At 57.2% G+C, this 21,018-nt stretch carries 17 protein-coding genes; 5 read left to right on the top strand and 12 right to left on the bottom strand.

Annotation, left to right across the window (positions count from 1 at the left end):
• Positions 1–25: 25 nt before the first annotated feature.
• Both ET33_RS15420 and ET33_RS15415 read left to right on the top strand, forming a co-directional pair.
• Positions 26–823: a flagellar motor protein gene (locus tag ET33_RS15420; protein ID WP_036683032.1), complete on the top strand. Its 798-nt coding sequence runs from the start codon at positions 26–28 to the stop codon at positions 821–823.
• Positions 807–1,601: a flagellar motor protein MotB gene (locus ET33_RS15415; RefSeq protein WP_036683030.1), complete on the top strand. Its 795-nt coding sequence runs from the start codon at positions 807–809 to the stop codon at positions 1,599–1,601. Before ET33_RS15420 ends, ET33_RS15415 begins: the two co-directional genes overlap by 17 nt.
• Before the next feature lie 94 nt (positions 1,602–1,695).
• On the opposite strand, the gene ET33_RS15410 is transcribed toward ET33_RS15415, so the two are convergent.
• The 5 genes from ET33_RS15410 to ftsE all read right to left on the bottom strand — a co-directional run bounded on the left by ET33_RS15410 (position 1,696) and on the right by ftsE (position 7,716).
• Entirely contained in the window at positions 1,696–2,988 is a 1,293-nt protein-coding gene (locus ET33_RS15410; protein ID WP_036683027.1) for a PDZ domain-containing protein, read from the bottom strand.
• 317 nt (positions 2,989–3,305) lie between these two features.
• The gene (locus ET33_RS15405; protein ID WP_036683024.1) at positions 3,306–4,757 is read right to left on the bottom strand and encodes a S41 family peptidase; all 1,452 of its coding nucleotides are present in this window, start codon (positions 4,755–4,757) and stop codon (positions 3,306–3,308) included.
• 92 nt (positions 4,758–4,849) lie between these two features.
• Positions 4,850–6,082 carry a murein hydrolase activator EnvC family protein gene (locus ET33_RS15400; protein WP_036683021.1) on the bottom strand — a complete coding sequence of 411 codons (1,233 nt, stop codon included), beginning with the start codon at positions 6,080–6,082 and terminating at the stop codon, positions 4,850–4,852.
• Between the two features lie 43 nt (positions 6,083–6,125).
• Positions 6,126–7,040 carry a permease-like cell division protein FtsX gene (gene ftsX / locus ET33_RS15395; protein WP_036683018.1) on the bottom strand — a complete coding sequence of 305 codons (915 nt, stop codon included), beginning with the start codon at positions 7,038–7,040 and terminating at the stop codon, positions 6,126–6,128.
• The gene (gene ftsE, locus ET33_RS15390; RefSeq protein ID WP_036683015.1) at positions 7,030–7,716 is read right to left on the bottom strand and encodes a cell division ATP-binding protein FtsE; all 687 of its coding nucleotides are present in this window, start codon (positions 7,714–7,716) and stop codon (positions 7,030–7,032) included. The genes ftsX and ftsE overlap by 11 nt, the downstream gene beginning before the upstream one ends.
• A gap of 323 nt (positions 7,717–8,039) precedes the next feature.
• On the opposite strand from ftsE, the gene ET33_RS15385 reads away from it, so the two are divergent.
• Positions 8,040–9,521 (top strand): VanW family protein, encoded by a 1,482-nt coding sequence (locus ET33_RS15385; RefSeq protein ID WP_051775357.1) that lies wholly within the window; start codon positions 8,040–8,042, stop codon positions 9,519–9,521.
• 88 nt (positions 9,522–9,609) lie between these two features.
• On the opposite strand, the gene argH is transcribed toward ET33_RS15385, so the two are convergent.
• The 7 genes from argH to argC all read right to left on the bottom strand — a co-directional run bounded on the left by argH (position 9,610) and on the right by argC (position 17,861).
• Positions 9,610–11,025, bottom strand: coding sequence for an argininosuccinate lyase (gene argH / locus ET33_RS15380; RefSeq protein WP_036683012.1), 1,416 nt, complete (start codon positions 11,023–11,025; stop codon positions 9,610–9,612).
• Positions 11,026–11,167: 142 nt separating this feature from the next.
• On the bottom strand, positions 11,168–12,406 hold the full coding sequence (locus tag ET33_RS15375) for an argininosuccinate synthase (protein WP_036683008.1): 1,239 nt from the start codon (positions 12,404–12,406) through the stop codon (positions 11,168–11,170).
• 39 nt (positions 12,407–12,445) lie between these two features.
• Positions 12,446–13,402: an ornithine carbamoyltransferase gene (gene argF, locus ET33_RS15370; protein WP_036683005.1), complete on the bottom strand. Its 957-nt coding sequence runs from the start codon at positions 13,400–13,402 to the stop codon at positions 12,446–12,448.
• Positions 13,403–13,439: 37 nt separating this feature from the next.
• Entirely contained in the window at positions 13,440–14,630 is a 1,191-nt protein-coding gene (locus tag ET33_RS15365; RefSeq protein ID WP_036683001.1) for an acetylornithine transaminase, read from the bottom strand.
• A 44-nt stretch (positions 14,631–14,674) separates the two neighbouring features.
• Positions 14,675–15,466 carry an acetylglutamate kinase gene (gene argB / locus ET33_RS15360; RefSeq protein ID WP_036682997.1) on the bottom strand — a complete coding sequence of 264 codons (792 nt, stop codon included), beginning with the start codon at positions 15,464–15,466 and terminating at the stop codon, positions 14,675–14,677.
• Between the two features lie 87 nt (positions 15,467–15,553).
• Positions 15,554–16,786 (bottom strand): bifunctional glutamate N-acetyltransferase/amino-acid acetyltransferase ArgJ, encoded by a 1,233-nt coding sequence (gene argJ, locus ET33_RS15355; protein WP_036682995.1) that lies wholly within the window; start codon positions 16,784–16,786, stop codon positions 15,554–15,556.
• Between the two features lie 25 nt (positions 16,787–16,811).
• Positions 16,812–17,861, bottom strand: a complete 1,050-nt coding sequence (gene argC / locus ET33_RS15350) for an N-acetyl-gamma-glutamyl-phosphate reductase (protein WP_036682992.1) — start codon at positions 17,859–17,861, stop codon at positions 16,812–16,814.
• Positions 17,862–18,107: 246 nt separating this feature from the next.
• Here argC and ET33_RS15345 point away from each other — a divergent pair, with 246 nt between their 5' ends.
• On the top strand, positions 18,108–18,467 hold the full coding sequence (locus ET33_RS15345; protein ID WP_036682988.1) for a DUF2294 domain-containing protein: 360 nt from the start codon (positions 18,108–18,110) through the stop codon (positions 18,465–18,467).
• Between the two features lie 196 nt (positions 18,468–18,663).
• Positions 18,664–21,015, top strand: a complete 2,352-nt coding sequence (locus ET33_RS15340) for an FdhF/YdeP family oxidoreductase (protein WP_036682986.1) — start codon at positions 18,664–18,666, stop codon at positions 21,013–21,015.
• Positions 21,016–21,018: the final 3 nt, after the last annotated feature.

Below are 21,018 nucleotides of genomic sequence, written 5' to 3'. Positions count from 1 at the left end.
TTAGAAATCTAGGGGTGGAACGACAGTGGACTTGACTACATTAATAGGTATTATCGTAGGCCTTGGCGGTCTGATCGGCGGCTATATGATGGACGGCGGTCACCTTTCTGCGCTGGTGGTTCCCAGTGCCATGCTCATTATTTTCGGCGGAACGTTCGGAGCGGTCATGATCAGCTTCCCGATGTCCCAGCTTAAGCAAATCGGCAAAGCTTTGGGAATGGCGTTCAAAGAGCCGAAGCGCGACCACGCCGCGATCATCGACGAGCTGGTCGAGATGGCCACGATCGCCAGACGCGAGGGCGTACTTGCCTTGGAGCAGCGCGCGCAAGAGCACGGCAACCCGTTCCTGCGGGACGGCCTCATGATGGTCGTCGACGGCACCGATCCGGAGCTGACCCGGCAAATTCTCGAACTCGAGATGGACGCCATTGAGCACCATCACGAAGGCTACGCCAAAATGTTCGAATCGGCCGGCGCCTATGCTCCGACGATGGGGATCATCGGTACCGTTATGGGCTTGATCCACGTACTCGGCAACTTGTCCGATCCGGGAAGTCTGGGGCCAGCCATTGCCGTTGCGTTTACTGCAACGCTGTACGGCGTATCGTCCGCGAACGTTCTTTACCTGCCGATCGCAAGCAAAATCAAAATCCGCAGCAAAGAGCAAATTTCCGAGATGGAATTGATGCTGGAAGGCATCCTCGCGCTTCAAGCCGGGGAAAACCCGCAGCTTATTAAAAAGAAACTGAACTCGTTCCTCCATCAGGAACATAAAAATAAAAAAGTCGAAGGCGCAGGTGAGGCTGGTGGCGAGGAAGAATAAAAAGCAGGAAGCCCCCGAAAACCACGAGCGATGGATGGTTACCTATGCGGACCTGATTACGCTGCTGCTCATCTTTTTTGTCATCATGTATGCGATGAGCAAGGTGGACGTGCAAAAATATGAGGTACTGTCTCAAGCGCTGAAGTTCGAATTCATGAAGGCCGATACCATTATGCCGAAGGGCATGGGCATCTCCGGTTCCGCCAACCCGGCGAAGGGCGGAGACGACAGCACGAAAACCGAGCAGCAGCTCAGGGAGATGAAAGAAAGGGAAGAGCAGGAGAAAAAGGAACGCCAACTCGAAGACCTGCTCAAAAAAGTACAGGCCTATATCGATGAAAACAACTTGCAAACCCAAGTGTCTGCAGCCAATACGCCGCGAGGGGTAGCCGTCACGCTGAACGATCTGTTCCTGTTCGATCTCGGCAAAGCGGACTTGAAGCCGCCCGCGATTCCGGTCTTAACCAAGCTGGCGAGCTTGTTCCCGACGCTCGACGCGACGGTCAGCATCGAAGGGCATACGGACGACCTGCCGCTGGTGACAGGCTCTTTCTACAAAGACAACTGGGGGTTGTCGCAGGCTCGTTCGCTTTCGGTACTGCGGTATTTCCTCTATGAAACACAGCTCGATCCGAAAAAGCTCGTCTCGACGGCCTACGCGGATACGAGGCCTGTAGCGGAAAACAACAGCGCAGAGAACCGCGCCAAAAACCGCCGGGTCGAAATTGTCGTACTGCGGGAGAAGCCCGCGTCCGCTCTTCCACCATCCGGCAATTAAAACCGTTCTATTGCTTATTACCGCATTTTACGCTGATTTGAAACAAGCCGCTTGGCGTGATCATGTCTCTCACGCCAGCGGCTTGTTTTTATGCTTATACCGATTTGGAACCCGAACGATTGCTGAGCAGTCCGACCGGCTTGCGGCTGAAGTACGCCCAGATCGGCCGCTGCCTTACCTCTGCATAATGGAGCGCCTCTTGATCTGGCGCCAGCACGATGCCAAGCTGATAGTGTTCTCCCGAAAAAATCGCGCGCTTCAAAAACTTGCTTTCGCCCGCCAAATTCAAAATTTCCAGCTTGCAAAACGCCGAGTTCTGCTGCATCGCCTGATGCAACTCCTGCTTCGTACGGACCGGAATCCCGTTGACTTTGTGAACGATCTCGCCGACGGCAAGGCCAAGCTCGTCCGCCGGACTGCCCGGCAGAACGCCCAATATTTTCAACCCGCGACTCCCGTGTACATACAATGGACTGCGTCTCGCTTCATCCCACCGGCTGTAGGCGATCATCGCTTCGTGCATCAGGATACACAGCACGGATGCCACGGCCATAAACGGCGGCCACCAGGCGGCTAAGGCTGCAAATAGCAGCAGAGCAGCGGCATAGAGCAGCAGCAGGTTCGAGCTGAGCTTCACTTTCTCCTGAGGCAGCCGCGACATCGTCATCTCGGTAAAACCGATCATCACGGGAAAGCCGACGATCGTCCAGCCGTGCTGCCACAAATCGCCGCCAAGCAGCGGCGTCCAAGGCAGTGCCGTCCCCCCGGCCATCGGCACCAGAAGAAACAGCGTCATCGGCCAGTAGCCTTGCAGCTGATATCCGCCGACAATTTTGCCCCGCTTGCTCTCGTAAAACATTGGCGTGCCAAGCCGCGTGCCTTGGAAGCGTACGAACAGCGCTTCCACCAGATGCAAAACCGCCACAAGCGCCAGCATGGACGGCATATTCAACGACAGCAGCGGTCCCGTCACCCAGGTCCAGGAAGCCGCAGCCTCTCCGTTGTATAATGCGGGAAATGCCCTTACAACCGCCTGCGCCACACCGATGACACCTACGGCATAAGCCCAGCACAAAAAGCGCAGCCGCGCGAAAATGAGCAGCAGGGAAACAAGCCACAGCAGAACGACCGCCTCCGGCTGAACGGACGCCCCGATTCCCGCCATCAGGACGGAAGCGGCAAGACCGCCTACCCAGCCCCATAGCACGGTTCGCCACGTTTCCGACAGCAGCGAATGCAGCTTGGTCGCGAACAACTTCCGTTCGAACGCAATCTGCCGGCGGTACTGCAGCACGATGAGTAAAATGCCTACATAGTAGAAAGGATGCGTCAACAGCTGCAACAGCGCCCGGAGTCCCCGGAGCGCCAGTTCCAAACCAAAGTCCATGGCCGACTCCTTTTTGAAGCCCGGTGAATAACAAACCGCTGCGCCGCCAAAGCGCTCTTCGGATCGCTGTTGTTCCCGGACTTCTAGATTATCTATACCTTCTATAGGTTGAAGTCCGGAAACAAAGGCGAACACTTCGTTTCTACAGAACGCTTTCGGCTGCTCCGCTCGTCATTCACCAGACTTCAATGTTTATAAGTTAAAAAGAAAACCTCTAGCGAGGCCGTTAAGTCGGGCGCCCCGATAGAGGTTGTTATTTCGACGCGGATGCTTCGTTTTCCTGCCGTCGGCTGAATTTCCCTAAATCCCGGAAGCCGCTACTTCTTAACGGCACCTTGCATGTACTCGACAGCTGCCTTAAGCTGCGAGTCGTTCTTCGGTTCGCGGATCTCGGTCAGAATCGCCTTCTCCAGCTTGTTCGCCGTCTCGGTATCCACCTCGCCGGTGATCGGCAAACCGTTCAGACGCTGGAACGCTTTGACGGCCAGCGCTGTTTTTTCACTGAAGTAGCCGTCCTGCCGATCCGGACCGAGGCCGAGGCCCTGCAGCATGATCTGCAGATTTTTGACGTCCTCGTTGTTCGTATCCGGCTTAAGCGTCGCTTTTTTGCTCAGAGGCGCCACTTTGAAGTAAACCGGTTGTTCGACGGGCATTGTCGGCTCGATGCCTTTTTTATGAATCCATGTGCCGTTTGGAGTGAGCCACTTGTAAACGGTCATCTTAATGTTGCTGCCGTCGCCCATCTCTTTCTCGAACGTGACCTGAACCGTGCCTTTGCCGAACGTCTTCTCCCCGATCAGTTGGCTGCCTGCGGAGTCGTGCAGCGCCCCGGCCAGTATCTCCGATGCGCTCGCGCTGCCCTTGTTGATGAGCACCGACACCGGGTACGGCTTGCCGGTTCCCTGCGATGCCGTCTCCTCCCGCTTGCCTTTGCGGTCCTCGATCTGAACGATTCCCTTGCCTTTCGGTATGAACGGCTCGACAATTTCCACGACCGCGGAAAGCAGACCGCCCGGATCGTTGCGCACGTCGATAATGAGTCCCTTCATCCCTTTGTCCTCCAACGCTTTCAGCTCTTCCTTGAACCGTTTGGAGGTGTTGCTGGCGAACTGCCGGATTTCGATTTTGCCGATCTGTCCGGGCAGCATCTCGCCGTATACGGTCTCGACATCGATGTCATCGCGGACGACGATCATCTGGATCGGCTCCGGTGCCCCGGACCGCAGCACTTCGATCTTAGCCTGCGTGCCCTTGGGGCCGCGGATCTTCATAATCGCCTGGTTGAGCGACAGCCCTTCCAGCTTCTCTCCGTTGATCGAGACGATGATGTCGTGCGCGTGAAGTCCGGCCTTCTCTGCCGGCGACCCTTTGATCGGAGAGACGATGGTCACTTTGCCGTCTTCGGAGGTAACCTCCGCGCCGATGCCTTGGAACGACGAGGAAATGTTCTCGTCGAACTGCTGCGCCTCCTTCTGATCCATATACACCGTAAACGGATCGTCGAGCGTGGACAGCATCCCGTTGACTGCGCCGTTCACGATTTTGTCATGATCGACCTCGTTCAAAAACTTGCCTTCGATCAATTGGTACGTCGTTGCCAATTTTTTGTAGTCCTTGCTGGTCAGCCCCGATTTCACGTCGGCGGATGCCGAGTTCTCCAAGCCCACGGCGGCGAAAATCGACGGATGTACGATCGTCAGCGTCATAATGCTGCTTGCAAACATGGACAACAGGACAAACGCCAATACGGTACGTCCTTTAAATGTCATTTCTGGTCCCACACCGCCTTTGCTGTTCCCGCTACTTGACTAACTTGTCTTTCTAGTTTATGACAAGCCAAGAAAAAATATGAACAGCGGCATTATCTCAAATACGGCTTCGGATCAACCGGATCTCCGTCGATGCGGACTTCAAAATGCAGATGGTTTCCGGTCGAACGGCCGGTGGAACCGACTTCTGCAATCTTTTGACCGCGCTTGACGGTATCCCCCTTCTCTACAACGATGCCGTCGTTGCGAATATGCCCGTACAGCGTCCATACGCCTTTGCCGTGATCGATGACCACGCAGTTGCCGTATCCGCTCCACCAGGAAGCGACGATAACGACGCCGTCCTCCGCCGCAAAAATGTCCGTTCCGTTCGGGGAAGGCAGATCGAGTCCGGTGTGCGTTGCTTTCCGCCCGGTAATCGGGTCGGTCCGGGTGCCGAAGTCCGAAGACATCTGCACGACACGCGGAAGCGGATAGCCAAACTTACCGCCGCCATAAGTATATGCAGGTGCAGAGGGAGCAGCCGCGGCCTTGCTCTTCTTGGCGTTCTCCGCCGCTTTGGCCTGCTGAAACGCGCGCTGTTTATCCGCTTCCTGCTTCGCCACTTGAACGAGCTGCTGCTGCACTTCTTCGCTGATATCTTCCAATTCCTTTTCCTTTTGGGAAAGGCTTGCGATTTTGACTTCCTTTTCTTTTTCCTTCACAACAAGATCGGCTTTGATGGTCGCCGCTTGGGCGTATAAAGTTTTTACCTCCGCCAGCTGCTTTTCAATCACCACGCGCTTGTCGGCGATCACGGCCTTATCCCGCTTGTTCGCTTCCAAAATTTCTTTGTCCTGCCCGACAATCGATTTAAGCGCCTGCAGCCGGTCTAAGAAATCGCTGAAGCTGGTGGAGCTAAGCAGCACGTCGGCGTAGGAAACGACGCCGTTCATATACATCAGACGCAGCCTGGATCTAAGCATCTGGTCGCGGGAGACGATTCTTGCTTCCGCTTCCTCCAGCTGCTGAGCGTTCTCCTTCAAAGAGGTCGTGACGCTTGATACTTGGTCGTTCAGCACGTTGAGCTTCTTGTTCGTCGCGTCGATTTGGCCGAGGATGGCGGTAATATCGTTCGACGTCTGCTGCTTTTCCTGCTGCACCTGATTGATTTGCTTTTCCGTCTCGTTCGCTTTTTGCTGCGTTGCGGATTTCGTTTTTTTGATCTGATCGATTTCCTGCTGAATCCGCTGCGACTCCGACAGCGCAAAGCCGTATTGCGGAGCGATAAGCGTTCCCACCAAACCGGCCGTGACAACAAGAGGCACCCAAGACTTCTTCAACATCCGTTCCTCCTCCGACTATTCATCCGAGATTGATCGTTGGTTATTACACTTTCAGAAACTTGCGGACCGACAGCGTGCTTCCCCAAATGCCGATCATAATGCCGATGCCCAGCAGAAGCCCTGCCGTCTTAAGGCTGATCGCTTCAAAGGGCAGCAATTGAACGAGCAGCAGGTTCAGGTCAAGCTGGATCGCCCGCATCATTTCCCAATACCCGTACAGCAGCAGGCCGACGGGAATTGCCGAACCGATAATGCCGAGTAGCGCCCCTTCGATAAAGAACGGCCAGCGGATAAACGAGTTGGTCGCCCCGACGAGCTTCATGATGGAAATCTCGCGGCGGCGCGCCACGATCGTAATTTTAATCGTATTGGAAATCAGGAACATCGCGGTCAGCGCCAATCCGGCCACAATGACCAGCCCGACGTTGCGGACGATCGACGTCACTTTGAACATCGTCTCTACTGTCCCTTGCCCGTAGCTGACCCGGTAAATCGGCTTCGTCGGCTTATCGTTGTTCAAGCCCTCGATCTGCTTCGCCACCGCTGCGACCTCATGAGGATCGGTCACTTCGACGGTGAAGGAATCGTTCAGCGGATTGTTCTCGCCCTCGAACCCTTCGAGCAGCTGCTTCCCGTCTCCCAGCTTTCCGCGCAAGTATTCAAGCCCTTCCTCTTTGGAAACAAACTTGACCTTCGAAACGTTAGAGATGGCCGAAATTTCGTTTTGCAATGAAGTTACCTGTTCCTGCGGCGTTTTTACCTCAAGATACACGCGAATCTCGACCTGCTGTTCGATCTGCTGGGTCAAGTAATTGACATTCAGCGTCAGAAGCAAAAAGACACCCAAAATAAACAAAGAAATCGCAATCGCACTAATGGAGGCAAAGGACATCCAGCCGTTTCGAACGACGTTTTTACCGCCTTCGCGAAGATGCCGCACGGCCGTGTTAATCCTCATAGCCGTAGTCACCCCTTACCTCATCCCGGACAAGCCTGCCCGATTCGATGGCCAGTACCCGCTTGCGCATCGTGTTGACGATTTCTTTATTGTGCGTTGCCATAATGATGGTCGTGCCGCGGAAGTTAATTTCTTCCATCAGCTTCATAATGCCCCACGACGTGTCGGGATCAAGGTTCCCCGTCGGCTCGTCCGCCACGATGACGGAAGGGCTGTTCACGATCGCCCGGGCAATAGCGACCCGCTGCTGCTCGCCCCCGGAAAGCTGGGTCGGCAGAGAATTGATTTTGTCCTTGAGCCGCACGAGCTCCAGCACTTCGAGCGTGCGCTTCTTGATGAGCTTCTTCGGCGCCTCGATCACTTCCATGGCGAAGGCGACGTTCTCATATACGGTAAGCTTCGGGAGCAACCGGAAGTCTTGGAAAATGACCCCGATATTGCGCCGGACAAACGGGATTTTGCGCTGTTTGAGCTTCTCCAGATTGAAGCCGTTGACGAATATCGTGCCTTTGGTCGGTCGCTCTTCTCTGTAAATCATTTTCATAAAGGTCGATTTGCCGGCGCCGGAAGGGCCAACGACATAAAGGAAATCGCTTTGGTCGACCTTGACGCTGATGCCTTTCAAGGCATGGCTGCCGTCAGGATACGTTTTCCAAACGTCCTGCATTTCGATCACGATATCACATCCTGAAAAATTTGCGAGTCTGTAGACCGCCTCGAGAAGCGGACTTGATGCCAGCCTTTACAAGTTCGACATAAAAGCGCAAAATCCTTTATCCGACAATGAATTTCTACAGTTTCTTCACATTTCGGAACACCGGTTCGGGTCGGAGTATAGGACCGTACGGTTCGCCGCTTCGCTCTTCTTCGACCGGATCGTACAGCCCGCGCGGCCTTACACGGAAGATTGGCGAACGACGGCGACTGGAAAGTTTAGGGGCTTGGCCGCATATAGATGAAGAGGTAGAAGTGTATCGAGGGACAAAAGGAGAGCCCGTCATGCCACGATGGAATCTGCGTTTTCACTGGATCTGGATCGGCACGCTGACGCTGATGCTGATCATTTTCCTGTCGGTTACCGCCTACGGGTCGCTCGCCCGGGTTCCTGCAGGCGCGCGTGTTGCAGGCTGGCCGATCGGGGGCCTGTCCTGGCCGGAGCTCGAGCGTCAGCTTGCTTCGAAAACGTCGGCGCTGCTGGAGCAAAAGGTTCGGCTGACCGTGCCGGGAGGCGGCAGCGCCGAGCGGACGCTCCGGCAGCTTGGGCTTGAAATCGACGGCCAGGAGCTGCTGGCGCAGCTTCGGCCCGTTCGGGAAGGGCCGCCGTACCGGCGGGCAGCGGCCCGCTGGCGGCTGCGGGGAGCCTCGCTTGCGCTGACGCCCGTGCTATCCGCAGACAAGCTGCAGGCCGCGCTGAGCGAGGCGTTCCCGCAGGTTTATGCCCGTAAGCCTACCGATGCGAAGCGGCTGATCGACGCGAACGACGCCATCAGCTACGTGCCCGAGGCCCGTGTCGAACGGGTCGATGAAGGGCAGTTGTTAAGCCGGCTCCAAGCGGCGCTGCCGGACTGGGGAGCCGTTGCCGCAGCACCCGAATCCGTCCGGCAGGCGCCTGCCGCCATCTTGCTGGACGTTCCAATGCGAACGCAGGAGCCGGCCATTACGGAGCAAGCGCTGCGCGCGCAGGGAATTATACACAAAGTCGGCGAGTTCACGACTGTATCCCCACCGGCCCCAGCCGCCATCAGCATCGAAGGACGGGTGCACAACGTCCGTTCGACGGCCGCTTCCCTGCAGGATGTGCTGCTGAAGCCGAGCGAGGTATTCGACTATGCTCCGTTCATCGAACGGACGGAGAAGCGTTTCGGCTTCAAAGAAGCGCCTGTCATCGTGAACGGCAAGCTCGTTCCCGGCATCGGCGGCGGCATCTGCCAGGTGTCGTCGACGCTGTACAACGCCGTCCTGCGGGCGGGTCTGGCCGTCGTAGAGCGGCGGAATCATTCGCTCCCCGTGAGCTATGTCGCGCTGGGGCAGGACGCCACGTTCGCCACCGGCCACATCAATTTCAAATTCCGCAACTCGACGGACCATTATTTGCTGATTCGTACCTCCTCGGACGAGCGCAGCGTCACCGTGAAGCTGTTCGGCCAGACGCCTCCGGACATCACCTACGAAATCGAGTCGAAGACGCTCGAAACGTTGGCGCCGCCGGTCAAGTACGTGCTGAATCCGACGCTGCCGAGCGGCAAACAGGAAATCGTCATGCAAGGAAAGCCCGGGTATGTCGTCGAAACGTTCCGAAATAAAAAACAAAACGGCGTCGTTATTTCGCAGGAAAAGGTTTCACGCGATACCTACCACGCCCAGCCGACCGTGATCGCTTCCGGCGGCGGCTCGGGAACCCTTGACCGTACGTCGCCTCCGCCAGGAGAGTCGCCTGCGCCGCTTATCGAGGACGGCGTCCGCGGACCGACTTTCCGGTGACCGTGTGTAGACACGAAAAACCCCCAGCCCGTCTGAAGGCATTCGGCTGATATAGCCGCCCTTCTGCGGATGGGGGTTTTGAACTTATTTACCTGCTTTTCGCGAAATATTCCTCGAACCAAGCCGACGAGCCAGCCAGAACGGCTTCCGCCCGTTCGATCGCTTGACTCACCTGCGCCGCGGCGGTACCGCCGTAGACGTTGCGGGCGTTTACGACACTTTCCGGCTGCAGCACGTCGTAAATGTCCTGATCGAATTGCTTGGAAAATTGATGGAACTCTTCCAGCTTAAGGTCGAGCAAATACTTTTGATTTTGGATACAGTAAAGCACCGTTTTGCCGATGACTTCATGCGCTTGACGGAACGGCATTCCTTTGTTCACCAAGTAGTCCGCGATATCCGTCGCATTGGAGAAGTCCTGGTTGACGGCTTGGCGCATCCGGTCCTTGTTCACCTTCATCGTGCTGATCATCGGCGCGAACAATTGCAGCGCACCCTGCAGCGTGCGAACCGTATCGAACATGCCTTCTTTGTCTTCCTGCATATCCTTGTTGTAAGCGAGCGGCAGCGACTTCAGCACGGTCAGGAGGCCGAACAGATTGCCGTAGACACGGCCCGTTTTGCCGCGCACAAGCTCGGCGACATCGGGATTTTTCTTCTGCGGCATAATGCTGCTGCCGGTACAGAAAGCGTCATCCAGCTCGATGAACCGGAACTCCGTGCTGGACCACAGCACGAACTCCTCGCTGAGGCGCGACAGGTGCATCATAATCGTCGCCGCGTTCGACAGGAACTCCAGAATAAAATCGCGATCGCTTACCGCGTCCAGCGAATTCTCGTACACGCCGTCGAAGCCGAGCTGCTCTGCCACGAAGTGACGGTCGATCGGGAACGTCGTTCCGGCCAGCGCCCCGGCGCCCAGCGGCAGCACGTTCACGCGCTTGTAGCTGTCCTGCAGACGCTCGATGTCGCGCTGGAACATCGATACGTACGCCATCAAATGATGAGCGAACAAAATCGGCTGCGCCCGCTGCAAATGTGTGTAGCCCGGCACGATCGTATCGAGGTTCGCTTTCGCTTGTCCGATCAGCGCTTCCTGCACCTTGTTCAGCAGACCGACAAACTCTACGACCCGTTTGCGAAGCCATAAGTGCATATCCGTGGCTACCTGATCGTTGCGGCTGCGGCCGGTGTGCAGCTTGCCTCCGACCGGGCCCACCTCGTCGATCAGCGACTTCTCGATGTTCATATGAATGTCTTCGTCGCTAATAGAAAATTCCATTTCGCCACGACGAATGACGCTCTGCACCTTAAGCAAACCGTCCTTGATTTTCTCCACGTCGTCTGCCGGAAGAATGCCGCATTTGCCCAGCATGGTCACATGCGCCAGACTGCCTTGGATATCCTCCTCGGCCAGCTCCTTGTCGAACAGGATCGACGCCGTATATTCTTCGACCAGTTGGTCCGTCTTTTTCGTAAACCGTCCGCCCCACAGCTTGGACATATCAGCGTCCCCCTTTTTCGATATCGTATGCACCGAATGAGTGCTGCCCGGTATACACAACCTTAGGGCTTCCCGCTGACGGAAAACCCTAAGGCTCGAAGTGTTACAGGCTGATGATGGCCGGCTTCTCGCCTGCCGCGATTTATTTCGCCGCGTTCTGCTCGACGCCGGAAGCGACGCGCAAACGCAGCGCGTTCAAACGGATGAAGCCTGTCGCATCGCCTTGGTTGTACGCTTGCGTCGGGTCGGCTTCCATCGTCGCAATGTGCGGGTTGTACAAGCTGACCGGGCTCTTCACACCGGCGGCGATCACGTTGCCTTTGTACAGCTTGAGGCGTACCGTGCCGCTCACGTTCTTCTGGCTCTCAGATACGAGCGCCTGCAGCGCAAGCCGCTCCGGAGCGAACCAGAAGCCGTTGTACACAAGCGAGCTGTAACGCGAGATGAGCGAGTCGCGCAGATGCATGACTTCGCGGTCCATCGTGAGCGATTCCATCTTGCGGTGAGCGGAGAACAGAATGGCGCCGCCCGGGGTTTCGTACACGCCGCGGCTCTTCATGCCGACGAAGCGGTTCTCCACCATGTCAACGCGGCCGATCCCGTGCTTGCCGCCCAGTTCGTTCAGCTTCTCCATCACCTGCAGCGGAATCATACGCTCGCCGTTCACGGCCACGCAGTTCCCCTGCTCGAACTCCAGTTCGACATATTCCGCTTGGTCCGGAGCATCCTCCGGGTCCACGCTCAGCAGGTACATGTCTTTGTTCTCCGGTGCGCTCGCGTCGAACCACGGATCTTCGAGCACGCCGCTCTCATAGCTGATGTGCAGCAGATTGCGGTCCATCGAGTACGGCTTGGCCGCCGAAGCGGTGACCGGAATGCCGTGCTTCTCGGCGTAAGCAATCATTTCGGCCCGGCCCGGGAACTGCTCGCGGAACTGCTCCAGACGCCAAGGCGCGATGACCTCGATCTCCGGCGTCAGCGCCGCAGCCGTCAGCTCGAAGCGGATTTGATCGTTGCCCTTGCCCGTAGCGCCGTGCGCAATCGCCGTAGCGCCTTCCGCGCGCGCGATTTCGACCATACGCTTCGCGATCAGCGGCCGCGCGATGCTGGTGCCGAGCAGGTATTGCCCTTCATAGAGCGCGCCTGATTGGAACATCGGATAAATGAAATCGCGGGCGAATTCTTCACGCAGGTCGTCGATGTATACTTTGGAGGCGCCGGTGTTCAGCGCTTTCTCCTCCAAGCCGTCCAGCTCTTCCTTTTGTCCAATATCCGCGGTAAAAGCGATGATTTCGGCATCGTACGTTTCTTTCAGCCATTTCAGAATGATCGACGTATCGAGGCCGCCGGAGTAGGCCAATACGATTTTTTGCTTTGCCATGTGGTTCCCGCTCTCCTTTAATTGTAAGCTTTCCGAATATTACAAGATCGCTGCCATGACTGCCTTTTGCGCATGCAGCCGGTTTTCCGCCTGATCGAAGATGACGGAGTTCGGTCCGTCGATGACCCCTTCGGATACTTCTTCCCCGCGGTGCGCCGGCAAGCAGTGCATGAACAAGAAATCTTTTTTTGCATATTTTACGAGCTCGTCGTTGACCTGATAGTTTTTGAACGCGATCTCCCGTTCCTTCTGCTCCGCCTCGAAGCCCATGCTGGCCCACACGTCCGTATAAATGACGTCCGCATCCGCCACCGCTTCTTTCGGGTCGGCTCCCACGTGAATGGTCGCTCCCATTTTGGCAGCACTTTCCTTACATTGACGCAGCACTTCGCTGTCCGGCTCGTAGCCTTCCGGTGTCGCTACGGCGAAATTGACGCCAAGCTTGGCCGCGCCCATCAATAAGGAGTGTACCATATTATTCCCGTCGCCGATATAGGCCACTTTGAGGCCTTGCAGACGGCCTTTTTTCTCATAAATCGTCTGGTAATCCGCCAGCGCCTGGCACGGATGGGACAAATCCGTCAATCCGTTGATTACCGGCACCGTTGCGGCCCGCGCCAGTTCGATGACCGTGCGGTGCGCGAAGGTGCGGATCATGATGCCGTCCAAATAACGCGACAGCGTCTGCGCCGTATCGTGAATCGATTCGCCGCGGCCGATTTGCAGATCGTTCTTGCTGAGGAACAGCGCATGCCCCCCAAGCTGATACATCCCTACCTCAAAAGATACCCGCGTCCGCGTGGACGATTTTTCGAAAATCATGCCAAGCGTTTTGCCTTTGAGCGGCTGATACGCTTCCCCTGCTTTATGCTTTCTTTTGAGCTCGACTGCGAGCTCGATCAAATATTGAATCTCTTCCGGCGCGTAGTCAACCAAGCCGATAAAATCGCGCCCTCTGAGCTGAACCGCCAAATCTTGTTGTGCCGTTCCCGCCATGGATGTCTCTCCTTTCGGTATGCGTTTCTTTGTCAGCCTATACAGCGGCTGCGGCTTTCTTCGCCAATACGCTGCAAATCGTCTCCAGCCCGCGATCCAAATCTTCCTTCGAGATCAACAAGCTCGGCGCCAAACGGATCACGTTCGGTCCCGCGGATACGACGAGCACGCCCTGCCCGTGAATTTCCGAGATCAGCTCCGCCGCCGGCACGGTCAAACCGATGCCGATCAGCAGCCCAAGCCCGCGGATCTGACCTACCAGCGGATTGTCCGCCAGCTTCGTTTGCAGCTCGCTCATAATATAACTTCCCAGCTCCGCCGCCCGCTCCGGCAGCTTCTCCGCCAGCATCGTCTCAACGGTCGCAATACCCGCCGCGGTGGACAAGTAGTTCCCGCCGAAGGTGGAGCCGTGGCTACCGGCCGTGAACGCTTCGCGCAGCTTCGCTTTGCCGAGCAGCGCGCCGATCGGCATGCCGCTGCCCAGCCCTTTGGCCAGCGTAAACAAATCCGGCTCGATGCCGTAATGCTCATAGGCAAACAGCTTGCCCGTCCGTCCCATACCGGTCTGAATCTCGTCCAGAATGAGCAGCAGCCCGTGCTGCTTGCACAGCTCCGCCACCCGCTTCACGAACGCAGTATCCGCCGGATTGACGCCGCCTTCACCCTGCACCAGCTCAAGCATGATCGCGCACGTCCGGTCGCCGATCAGCCTCTCCAAAGCGTCCGCGTCGTTGTACGGCGCGTAGACGAAGCCTTCCGGCAGAGGCGCGAAGCCCTCTTTCACTTTATCCTGTCCCGTTGCCGTCAGCGTAGCCAGCGTCCGGCCGTGGAACGACATGTCGAAGGTAATGATCTCGTAGCGCTGCGGCTGGCCGAGCACCTTGTTGAAATAACGCCGCGCCAGCTTGATCGCTGCTTCGTTCGCCTCTGCTCCGCTGTTGCAGAAAAACACCGCATCGGCACAGCTGTTGTCCACGAGAAGCTGAGCCAGCTTCTCCTGGTTCGGAATGTAGAACAGGTTGCTCGTATGCCAGAGCGTATCAACCTGCTCCTTCAGCCGTTCGGTCACCTGCTTCGGCGCATGCCCGAGGTTCGTCACCGCCAGCCCGCACATCAAATCCAGATACTCCTTGCCATGCTCATCCCACAGACGGCTGCCGTCCCCCTTCACAAACGTAAAAGGATACCGTGCGTAGTTCGGAAACAATGCGCTTTGAGCCTCTCCCATGTCGTTCACTCCTTTGTCTCGGATCAATTTAGAATGAATGCAATTTATTCTTTCACAATGCGGGTGCCGATTCCGCCGTCCTTCAGCGCCCGGCTGAGCACTTCCGGCTCTGCGCCATTGACGATGACAACTTCGCGCACCTTGCCTTGAATACACTGTACCGCCGCGCGCACTTTCGGAATCATGCCGCCGTAAATTTCGCCGCTGGGGATCATTTCGTCGATCTCGCGGACGGTGACCGAAGGAAGAACCCGCTTCTCGCCGTCCACCGTCTTCATAATGCCGGGTACGTCCGTCACGACGATCATCCGCTCCACTCCCAAGTGCGAAGCGACCGCGCCTGCCGCCGTATCGGCGTTGATGTTGTAGCGTTGGCCGCCGTCGGCTCCGATGCCGACCGGCGCGATGACGGGAATGTAGCCCATCGCCACGATACCCTGCACGAGCTCCGCGTTCACCTGCGTCACGTCGCCGACGAGCCCGATCTCGTGCGCGTTCGCCACCGGCGCCGCCTCGATCAGATGTCCGTCGACACCGGACAAGCCGAGCGCTTTCGCCCCGGAAAGCTGGATTTTGCGGACGATTTCTTTGTTAATTTGTCCTGCCAGCACCATTTCGACCACATCGAGGACGGCTTCGTTCGTTTTGCGAAGGCCGTTCACGAATTCGGACTCAATGCCCAGCTTGCCGAGCGTATCCGAGATCGCCGGACCGCCGCCGTGCACGATGACGGGAACGATGCCTTCCGCCTGCAGCCGCTTCAAATCGTCGAAAAAAAGCTTCGGCAGCGCCGCAAGCGTACTGCCGCCGCATTTCATCACAAAACAATTGCTCATCCGAACCGTTCCCCTTTATCGTTTCACCGGTTTGCAACACTGGGGTTGCGGGTGGTTTGTTTTCGCCCATTATCGCCGAGCTTCAGGTTAAGTCCGGTACGCCGCGTTGATTCGCACGTAGTCATAGGTCAAATCGCAGCCCCACGCCGTCGCCGACGCTTCGCCCATATGCAGGTCGACATGGATGAGCACGAGATCGCCCTTCAAGTATTCCGCAGCCCGCTCCTCGTCGAACTTCACCGGACGCGATTGCTCCAGCACGACAATATCGCCGAGGCGGATGTCGACGGTTTCCGTCTTCACCGGGTACCCGGCGCGGCCGACCGCCGCAATGATGCGTCCCCAGTTGGCATCGGCACCGAAGCAAGCGGATTTCACCAAGCTCGAGCCGATGACCGTCTTCGCAATCGCCCGTGCCGCTTCACGCGAATCCGCGTTCGCCACCGTGACCTCGATCAGCTTCGTCGCGCCTTCGCCGTCCCGCGCAATCGCCTTGGCCAAGTACTCGCCGACATGGTTGAATGCGGCCTTGAACGCCGCCCAATCCGCATGCTCCGGCGTCAAGCGCTCGTTCTCTGCCAGTCCGCTTGCCATGACAACAACCATATCGTTCGTGCTCGTGTCGCCGTCCACAGTAATCATGTTGAACGTTGAATCGGTGACGTCGTTCAGCAGCTTTTGCAGCTCGGCGCTTTCGATATTCGCGTCGGTCGTCATAAACCCGAGCATCGTCGCCATGTTCGGATGGATCATGCCCGATCCCTTCGCCGCCCCGGCAATATGCACGGTACGTCCACCGACCGTCACGCGAACGCAAATTTCTTTTTTGACCAGATCGGTCGTTAAAATCGCCTGGCAGAAGTCGTCCCCGCCGTCCGCGCTTACAGCCGCCGGAAGCTTCTCGATGCCTCCGAGCACCTTCGGCATCGGCAGCAGCTCGCCGATCACGCCCGTGGACGTGACGCCGACCAGATGCTCGGCTACGCCGAACGCTTTGGCTCCCGCCGCACGCATCGCGCGCGCATCGTCTTCACCCTGTTGGCCCGTGCAGGCATTGGCGTTGCCGCTGTTCACCAGCATCGCCTGCAGCTTGCCACCCTGCGCAATGCTCTCTTGCGTCACCTTCAGGGGAGCCGCTTGAAACTGATTCAGCGTATAAACGCCTGCCGCTTCTGCGGGCACCTCGCACACAATCACGCCGAGATCGTGGCGCTCCGTTTTTTTCAATCCGCAGTGCAGCCCACCCGCACGAAACCCTTTGGGCGTCGTCACGGAGCCGTCCGGCACTATCGTAAACGTATCGTTAACTTTTGTCGCCATCGCTTTCTTCACCTGTTCCCTTACGTTATGGATATACCGGAGTGAAAGCGAGACCCGTCGCTTCATCCCAGCCCATCATCAAATTCAAGTTTTGAACGGCTTGCCCGGCCGCCCCTTTGACTACATTATCGATAACCGACACGATCGTCAGGCGCCCCGTGCGCGAATCGAGCGACAGCCCGATATCGCAATAGTTCGAGCCCCAGACTTCCTTCGTCGCCGGGTATTTCCCCTTGTCCCGGATGCGCACGAACTTACGTCCCTCATAATATTGACGGTACAGCTCGCGAATGTCGTCCTCGCTCTGCGGGCTTTTGAGATTCACATAAATCGTAGATAAAATACCGCGCGTCATCGGCACCAAATGCGTCGTGAACGTCATCACGACTTCTTCCCCTGCAAGCCGGCTCAGCGCCTGCTCAATCTCCGGTGTATGCTGGTGCTTGTTCACTTTATACGCCAGGAAGTTTTCGTTGATTTCCGAATAATGCACGAGCAGGCTGAGACCGCGTCCCGCGCCCGATACACCCGACTTCGCGTCTGCGATGATCGATTTCGTATCGATCCAGCCGCTTGCCGCAAGCGGCGCCAGACCAAGCAGCGTGGCCGTCGGATAGCAGCCCGGATTGGAAATGAAGTCCTTCCCTCGCACTTCTTCTCCGAACACCTCGCACAGCCCGTAAACGGCTTTCTTCAAATATTCCGGATCGGCCGGCTTATGCTTATACCACGTCTCGTATACGTCGCCCGATTGCAGGCGGAAATCCCCGGAAATATCGATGACCTTCAGTCCGGCATCCAGCAGCTTCGGCGACAGCTCGGTGCTGACCCCATGTGGCGTTGCCAAGAAGACGACGTCCGCTTTGCTTCGGATCAGCTCGACATCGACCGCATCCAGCCGGTCCGTCAAAATTTGATTCAAATGCGGATAGCCGTCCGCAATCGGCGCTCCGGCGCTCGAGGAGGAAATTACCGAGGTAATCTCCACATTCGGATGCGCCAGCAAAAGCCGGATGAGCTCCACACCGCCATAACCGGTTGACCCAACGATCGCCGCTCTTAATTTCGTAGTCATGTTCCGTCCCTCCACTTGCAAACTATGTATTATTATACATTCTGAAGCATAATAATTCAACGAGATTTTTGCCCTATCCGTCGCCCGGTCCCGCTGTCCCACCCGGGTGAAAAAGCTCACTGCTGCCAAACGTTTTACATTGTACCGGAGGCAAGCGTATGTCCTATCCCAGACCATCTTGAACTGAAGCTTCCCCCATGATAAAATTTATGAAGCAAAACGTCGCCGTAAACGGAGTTGTTCCGCATGAACAAGGTAGAGGCCGAATTCGGCAATTTGGTGAAAGCGTTTCGAAAACGCCATATGGGCAAAGGCCCGCGGGAGATTCGCACGACGTTCTGCAAGCATTGGGCCATCTGCGAGATGGAGGGCAACCTGTCCCCCGTCGAAAAATTCATCGCTTCCGCCGCTGACGGCAAGCAGGCGCTGCGTTCAGCACGCACCGAAATGGTCAAGGAAATGTATCGCTTGCACCGGCCGGTAGAAATGGAAAAGCTGCTCGGCGCAAACTTCGTCGATCTGTTCGTAGATATCGACCTCGACAAAGATATCGGCATGAGCATTTTCGTATTTGACGAAGATATTGAGAAAAAATTCAGCGTGTAGCAAATTTGTGCATCAAGTGGACGGATCTCCTCCGCCCTTATAATTGCATATGTGCCGTTGGCACTTGGCAGCGAACCTGCTCAAGACTAACCGCCGCAACAGATCCGCTCTCGCCTTCCGCAACCGTTCGGAAATGGGGAGCTGCATCTTTGCGGCTTTTTTTATCCCATTTTCACGAAAAGGTGGTCTTCTTTCTATGGGTTCTACAAAGCATACCGGGCGCATCTCGCTCCCTTCCCGCCCTGATCCGTCGCTGTGGGTCAGCAAGGTGCCGTTCGGCCTGAACCGGATCAAGCCGCGGCATATCCGCGATACGTTCAAAGCATTCTGGGACAACCGCGATCAGCTCCCCTATGCCGCCCGCATCTTGACTCAGGGCGTCTGCGACGGCTGCGCGCTCGGCGTCTCCGGACTGTACGATCAGACGCTGAACGGCCCGCACCTGTGTACCACTCGACTCAACGTACTGCGGCTGAACACGATGCCGGCGATCCGGGAAGAAGTGCTGCATGCGGATATCGACGAGCTGCGGCGGCTAGACAGCACCGCGCTGCGCAAGCTCGGACGGCTGCCGTATCCGCTTATCCGCCGCAAAGGCGAACGCCGGTTCAGCCGGATTACGTGGGATGAAGCTCTTAACGAGATTGCCGCCAAAATCCGCAGCATTGATCCCAAGCAGCTCGCTTTCTATTTGACGGCGCGCGGCATCACGAACGAATCGTATTACACGGCGGCCAAGATAGCGCGGTTTCTAGGGACGAATCATATCGACAACGCATCGCGCATCTGCCATTCTCCGTCCAAAACGGCGTTGAAACGGTCCGTCGGTATCGGAGCTTCGAGCTGCAGCTACAAAGACTGGATCGGCACGGACGTGCTCGTCTTCTGGGGCAGTGTGGCGGCGAACAACCAGCCGGTGTCGACGAAGTACATGTATGCGGCCAAGCGGAAAGGGACGAAGATCGTCGTCATCAACCCGTACTATGAGCCGTCCATGGACCAATACTGGATTCCGTCGATTGCGGAATCGGCTTTGTTCGGCACCAAGCTGACCGACGACTTCTACCAAGTTCATATCGGCGGGGATATCGCTTTTATGAACGGCGTCATGAAGCATTGGTTCGAGATGGAGGATGCCGATCCGGGCTCGGCCGTCGATCACGATTTCGTCCGGGCGCATACGAACGGGTATGAAGAGCTGCGGGCCCACGTGATGCGCCAGGACTGGACGCTGCTCGAATCGTCATCAGGCTTAACCCGCGAGCGCATGGGAGAATTCGCCCGAATGCTCGCTGCCGCGAAGTCGGCCGTATTCGTGTGGAGCATGGGGCTGACGCAGCACCGCTTCGGCACGGACAATATTTCGCAGGTGGCCAATCTGGCCTTGCTGCGCGGGTTTCTGGGCCGCGAGCATTGCGGCCTAATGCCGATCCGCGGCCACAGCGGCGTGCAGGGCTCGGGCGAGATGGGCGCCGACCCGTTCAGCCTGCCGGGCGGCGAGTTCAAAGGCGGCGACATCGAGCGGATCGAGCGGCTGTGGAACTTCCCGCTGCCGAAATGGCAGGGGGACATCGTCGGCGTATCGCTGGAAAATGCGCTGCTGCCGGAAGATCATGAGCGGAAGCTGAAGGTATTCTATACGTCCGGCGGCAACTTTCTGGAAACGATGCCGGACCCGGAATTTGTGGAGCGCTGCCTCGCCAATGTCGAGCTCCGCGTACATCAGGATATTATTCTAAACACGTCGACTCTGGTCGATGCGAAAGAAACGGTTATCGTCCTTCCCGCCAAGACCCGCTACGAGCAGCCTGGCGGAGGGACATCCACTTCAACGGAGCGAATGGTGTATTTCTCGCCGGAAATCGAAGGGCCCCGGATGCCGGAGGCTAGGGCGGAATGGGCCATCTACGTCGATCTCGCCGCCCGCGTCAAACCGGGTGCGAAGCACTTAATCGGCTGCGAAGACGCCTTCGCGATCCGCGAGGAAATCGCTCTGGCCGCGCCCAATTACGACGGCATTCAGCACTTGCGCCATCGCGGCGACGTGTTTCAGTGGGGCGGCGCCTGGCTCTGCGAGGGCGGCATTTGCCCGACGCCGGATGGCCGGGGAACGCTGCTGCCGATTGAGCTGCCTGAGCTGCGCAAGCCGGAGGGGCATTTTTACGTGACGACCCGCCGGGGCAAGCAGTTCAATTCGATGGTCTACAGCGAGACCGATCCGTTCAACGGCGCAGACCGGTACGACGTGCTGATGAACGAGCTGGACGGGCGGATGCTTCAGCTTCGGGAAGGCGACGCCATTGTCGTCTACAACCGGTACGGATCGTTTCACGGCCGGGTAAAATGGGAACGTATCAAGGAAGGCAACATCGAAGTCCATTGGCCGGAAGGGAATGTGCTGATCCCGAAAGGGGTATATGAGCCGTTCGCTGGCATTCCGGAATACAATACGACGGTCATCGTGGAAAAAGCGGAGACCTACCACGCCTTCAAGGATACGAAGTACGTGGAACGGCGCATTGAAGAGCTGGAAACGGAAAGCGGGTGAGGT

Origin of the sequence: Paenibacillus tyrphae, from assembly GCF_000722545.1 — a bacterium.
Lineage (GTDB): Bacteria > Bacillota > Bacilli > Paenibacillales > NBRC-103111 > Paenibacillus_G > Paenibacillus_G tyrfis.
Note: the sequence above shows the minus strand (reverse complement) of the source record. Positions and strands in the feature narration are given on the sequence as shown.

What these genes read in the sequence shown, in the direction of transcription:
- ET33_RS15410 (WP_036683027.1), bottom strand. Translation starts at nt 2,988, where the DNA reads ATGGACTTTGGTTTGGAACTGGCGCTCCGGGGACTCCGGGCGCTGTTG.
- ET33_RS15405 (WP_036683024.1), bottom strand. Translation starts at nt 4,757, where the DNA reads ATGACATTTAAAGGACGTACCGTATTGGCGTTTGTCCTGTTGTCCATG.
- ET33_RS15400 (WP_036683021.1), bottom strand. Translation starts at nt 6,082, where the DNA reads ATGTTGAAGAAGTCTTGGGTGCCTCTTGTTGTCACGGCCGGTTTGGTG.
- ftsX (WP_036683018.1), bottom strand. Translation starts at nt 7,040, where the DNA reads ATGAGGATTAACACGGCCGTGCGGCATCTTCGCGAAGGCGGTAAAAAC.
- ET33_RS15385 (WP_051775357.1), top strand. Translation starts at nt 8,040, where the DNA reads ATGCCACGATGGAATCTGCGTTTTCACTGGATCTGGATCGGCACGCTG.
- argH (WP_036683012.1), bottom strand. Translation starts at nt 11,025, where the DNA reads ATGTCCAAGCTGTGGGGCGGACGGTTTACGAAAAAGACGGACCAACTG.
- ET33_RS15375 (WP_036683008.1), bottom strand. Translation starts at nt 12,406, where the DNA reads ATGGCAAAGCAAAAAATCGTATTGGCCTACTCCGGCGGCCTCGATACG.
- argF (WP_036683005.1), bottom strand. Translation starts at nt 13,402, where the DNA reads ATGGCGGGAACGGCACAACAAGATTTGGCGGTTCAGCTCAGAGGGCGC.
- ET33_RS15365 (WP_036683001.1), bottom strand. Translation starts at nt 14,630, where the DNA reads ATGGGAGAGGCTCAAAGCGCATTGTTTCCGAACTACGCACGGTATCCT.
- argB (WP_036682997.1), bottom strand. Translation starts at nt 15,466, where the DNA reads ATGAGCAATTGTTTTGTGATGAAATGCGGCGGCAGTACGCTTGCGGCG.
- argJ (WP_036682995.1), bottom strand. Translation starts at nt 16,786, where the DNA reads ATGGCGACAAAAGTTAACGATACGTTTACGATAGTGCCGGACGGCTCC.
- argC (WP_036682992.1), bottom strand. Translation starts at nt 17,861, where the DNA reads ATGACTACGAAATTAAGAGCGGCGATCGTTGGGTCAACCGGTTATGGC.
- ET33_RS15345 (WP_036682988.1), top strand. Translation starts at nt 18,108, where the DNA reads ATGAACAAGGTAGAGGCCGAATTCGGCAATTTGGTGAAAGCGTTTCGA.
- ET33_RS15340 (WP_036682986.1), top strand. Translation starts at nt 18,664, where the DNA reads ATGGGTTCTACAAAGCATACCGGGCGCATCTCGCTCCCTTCCCGCCCT.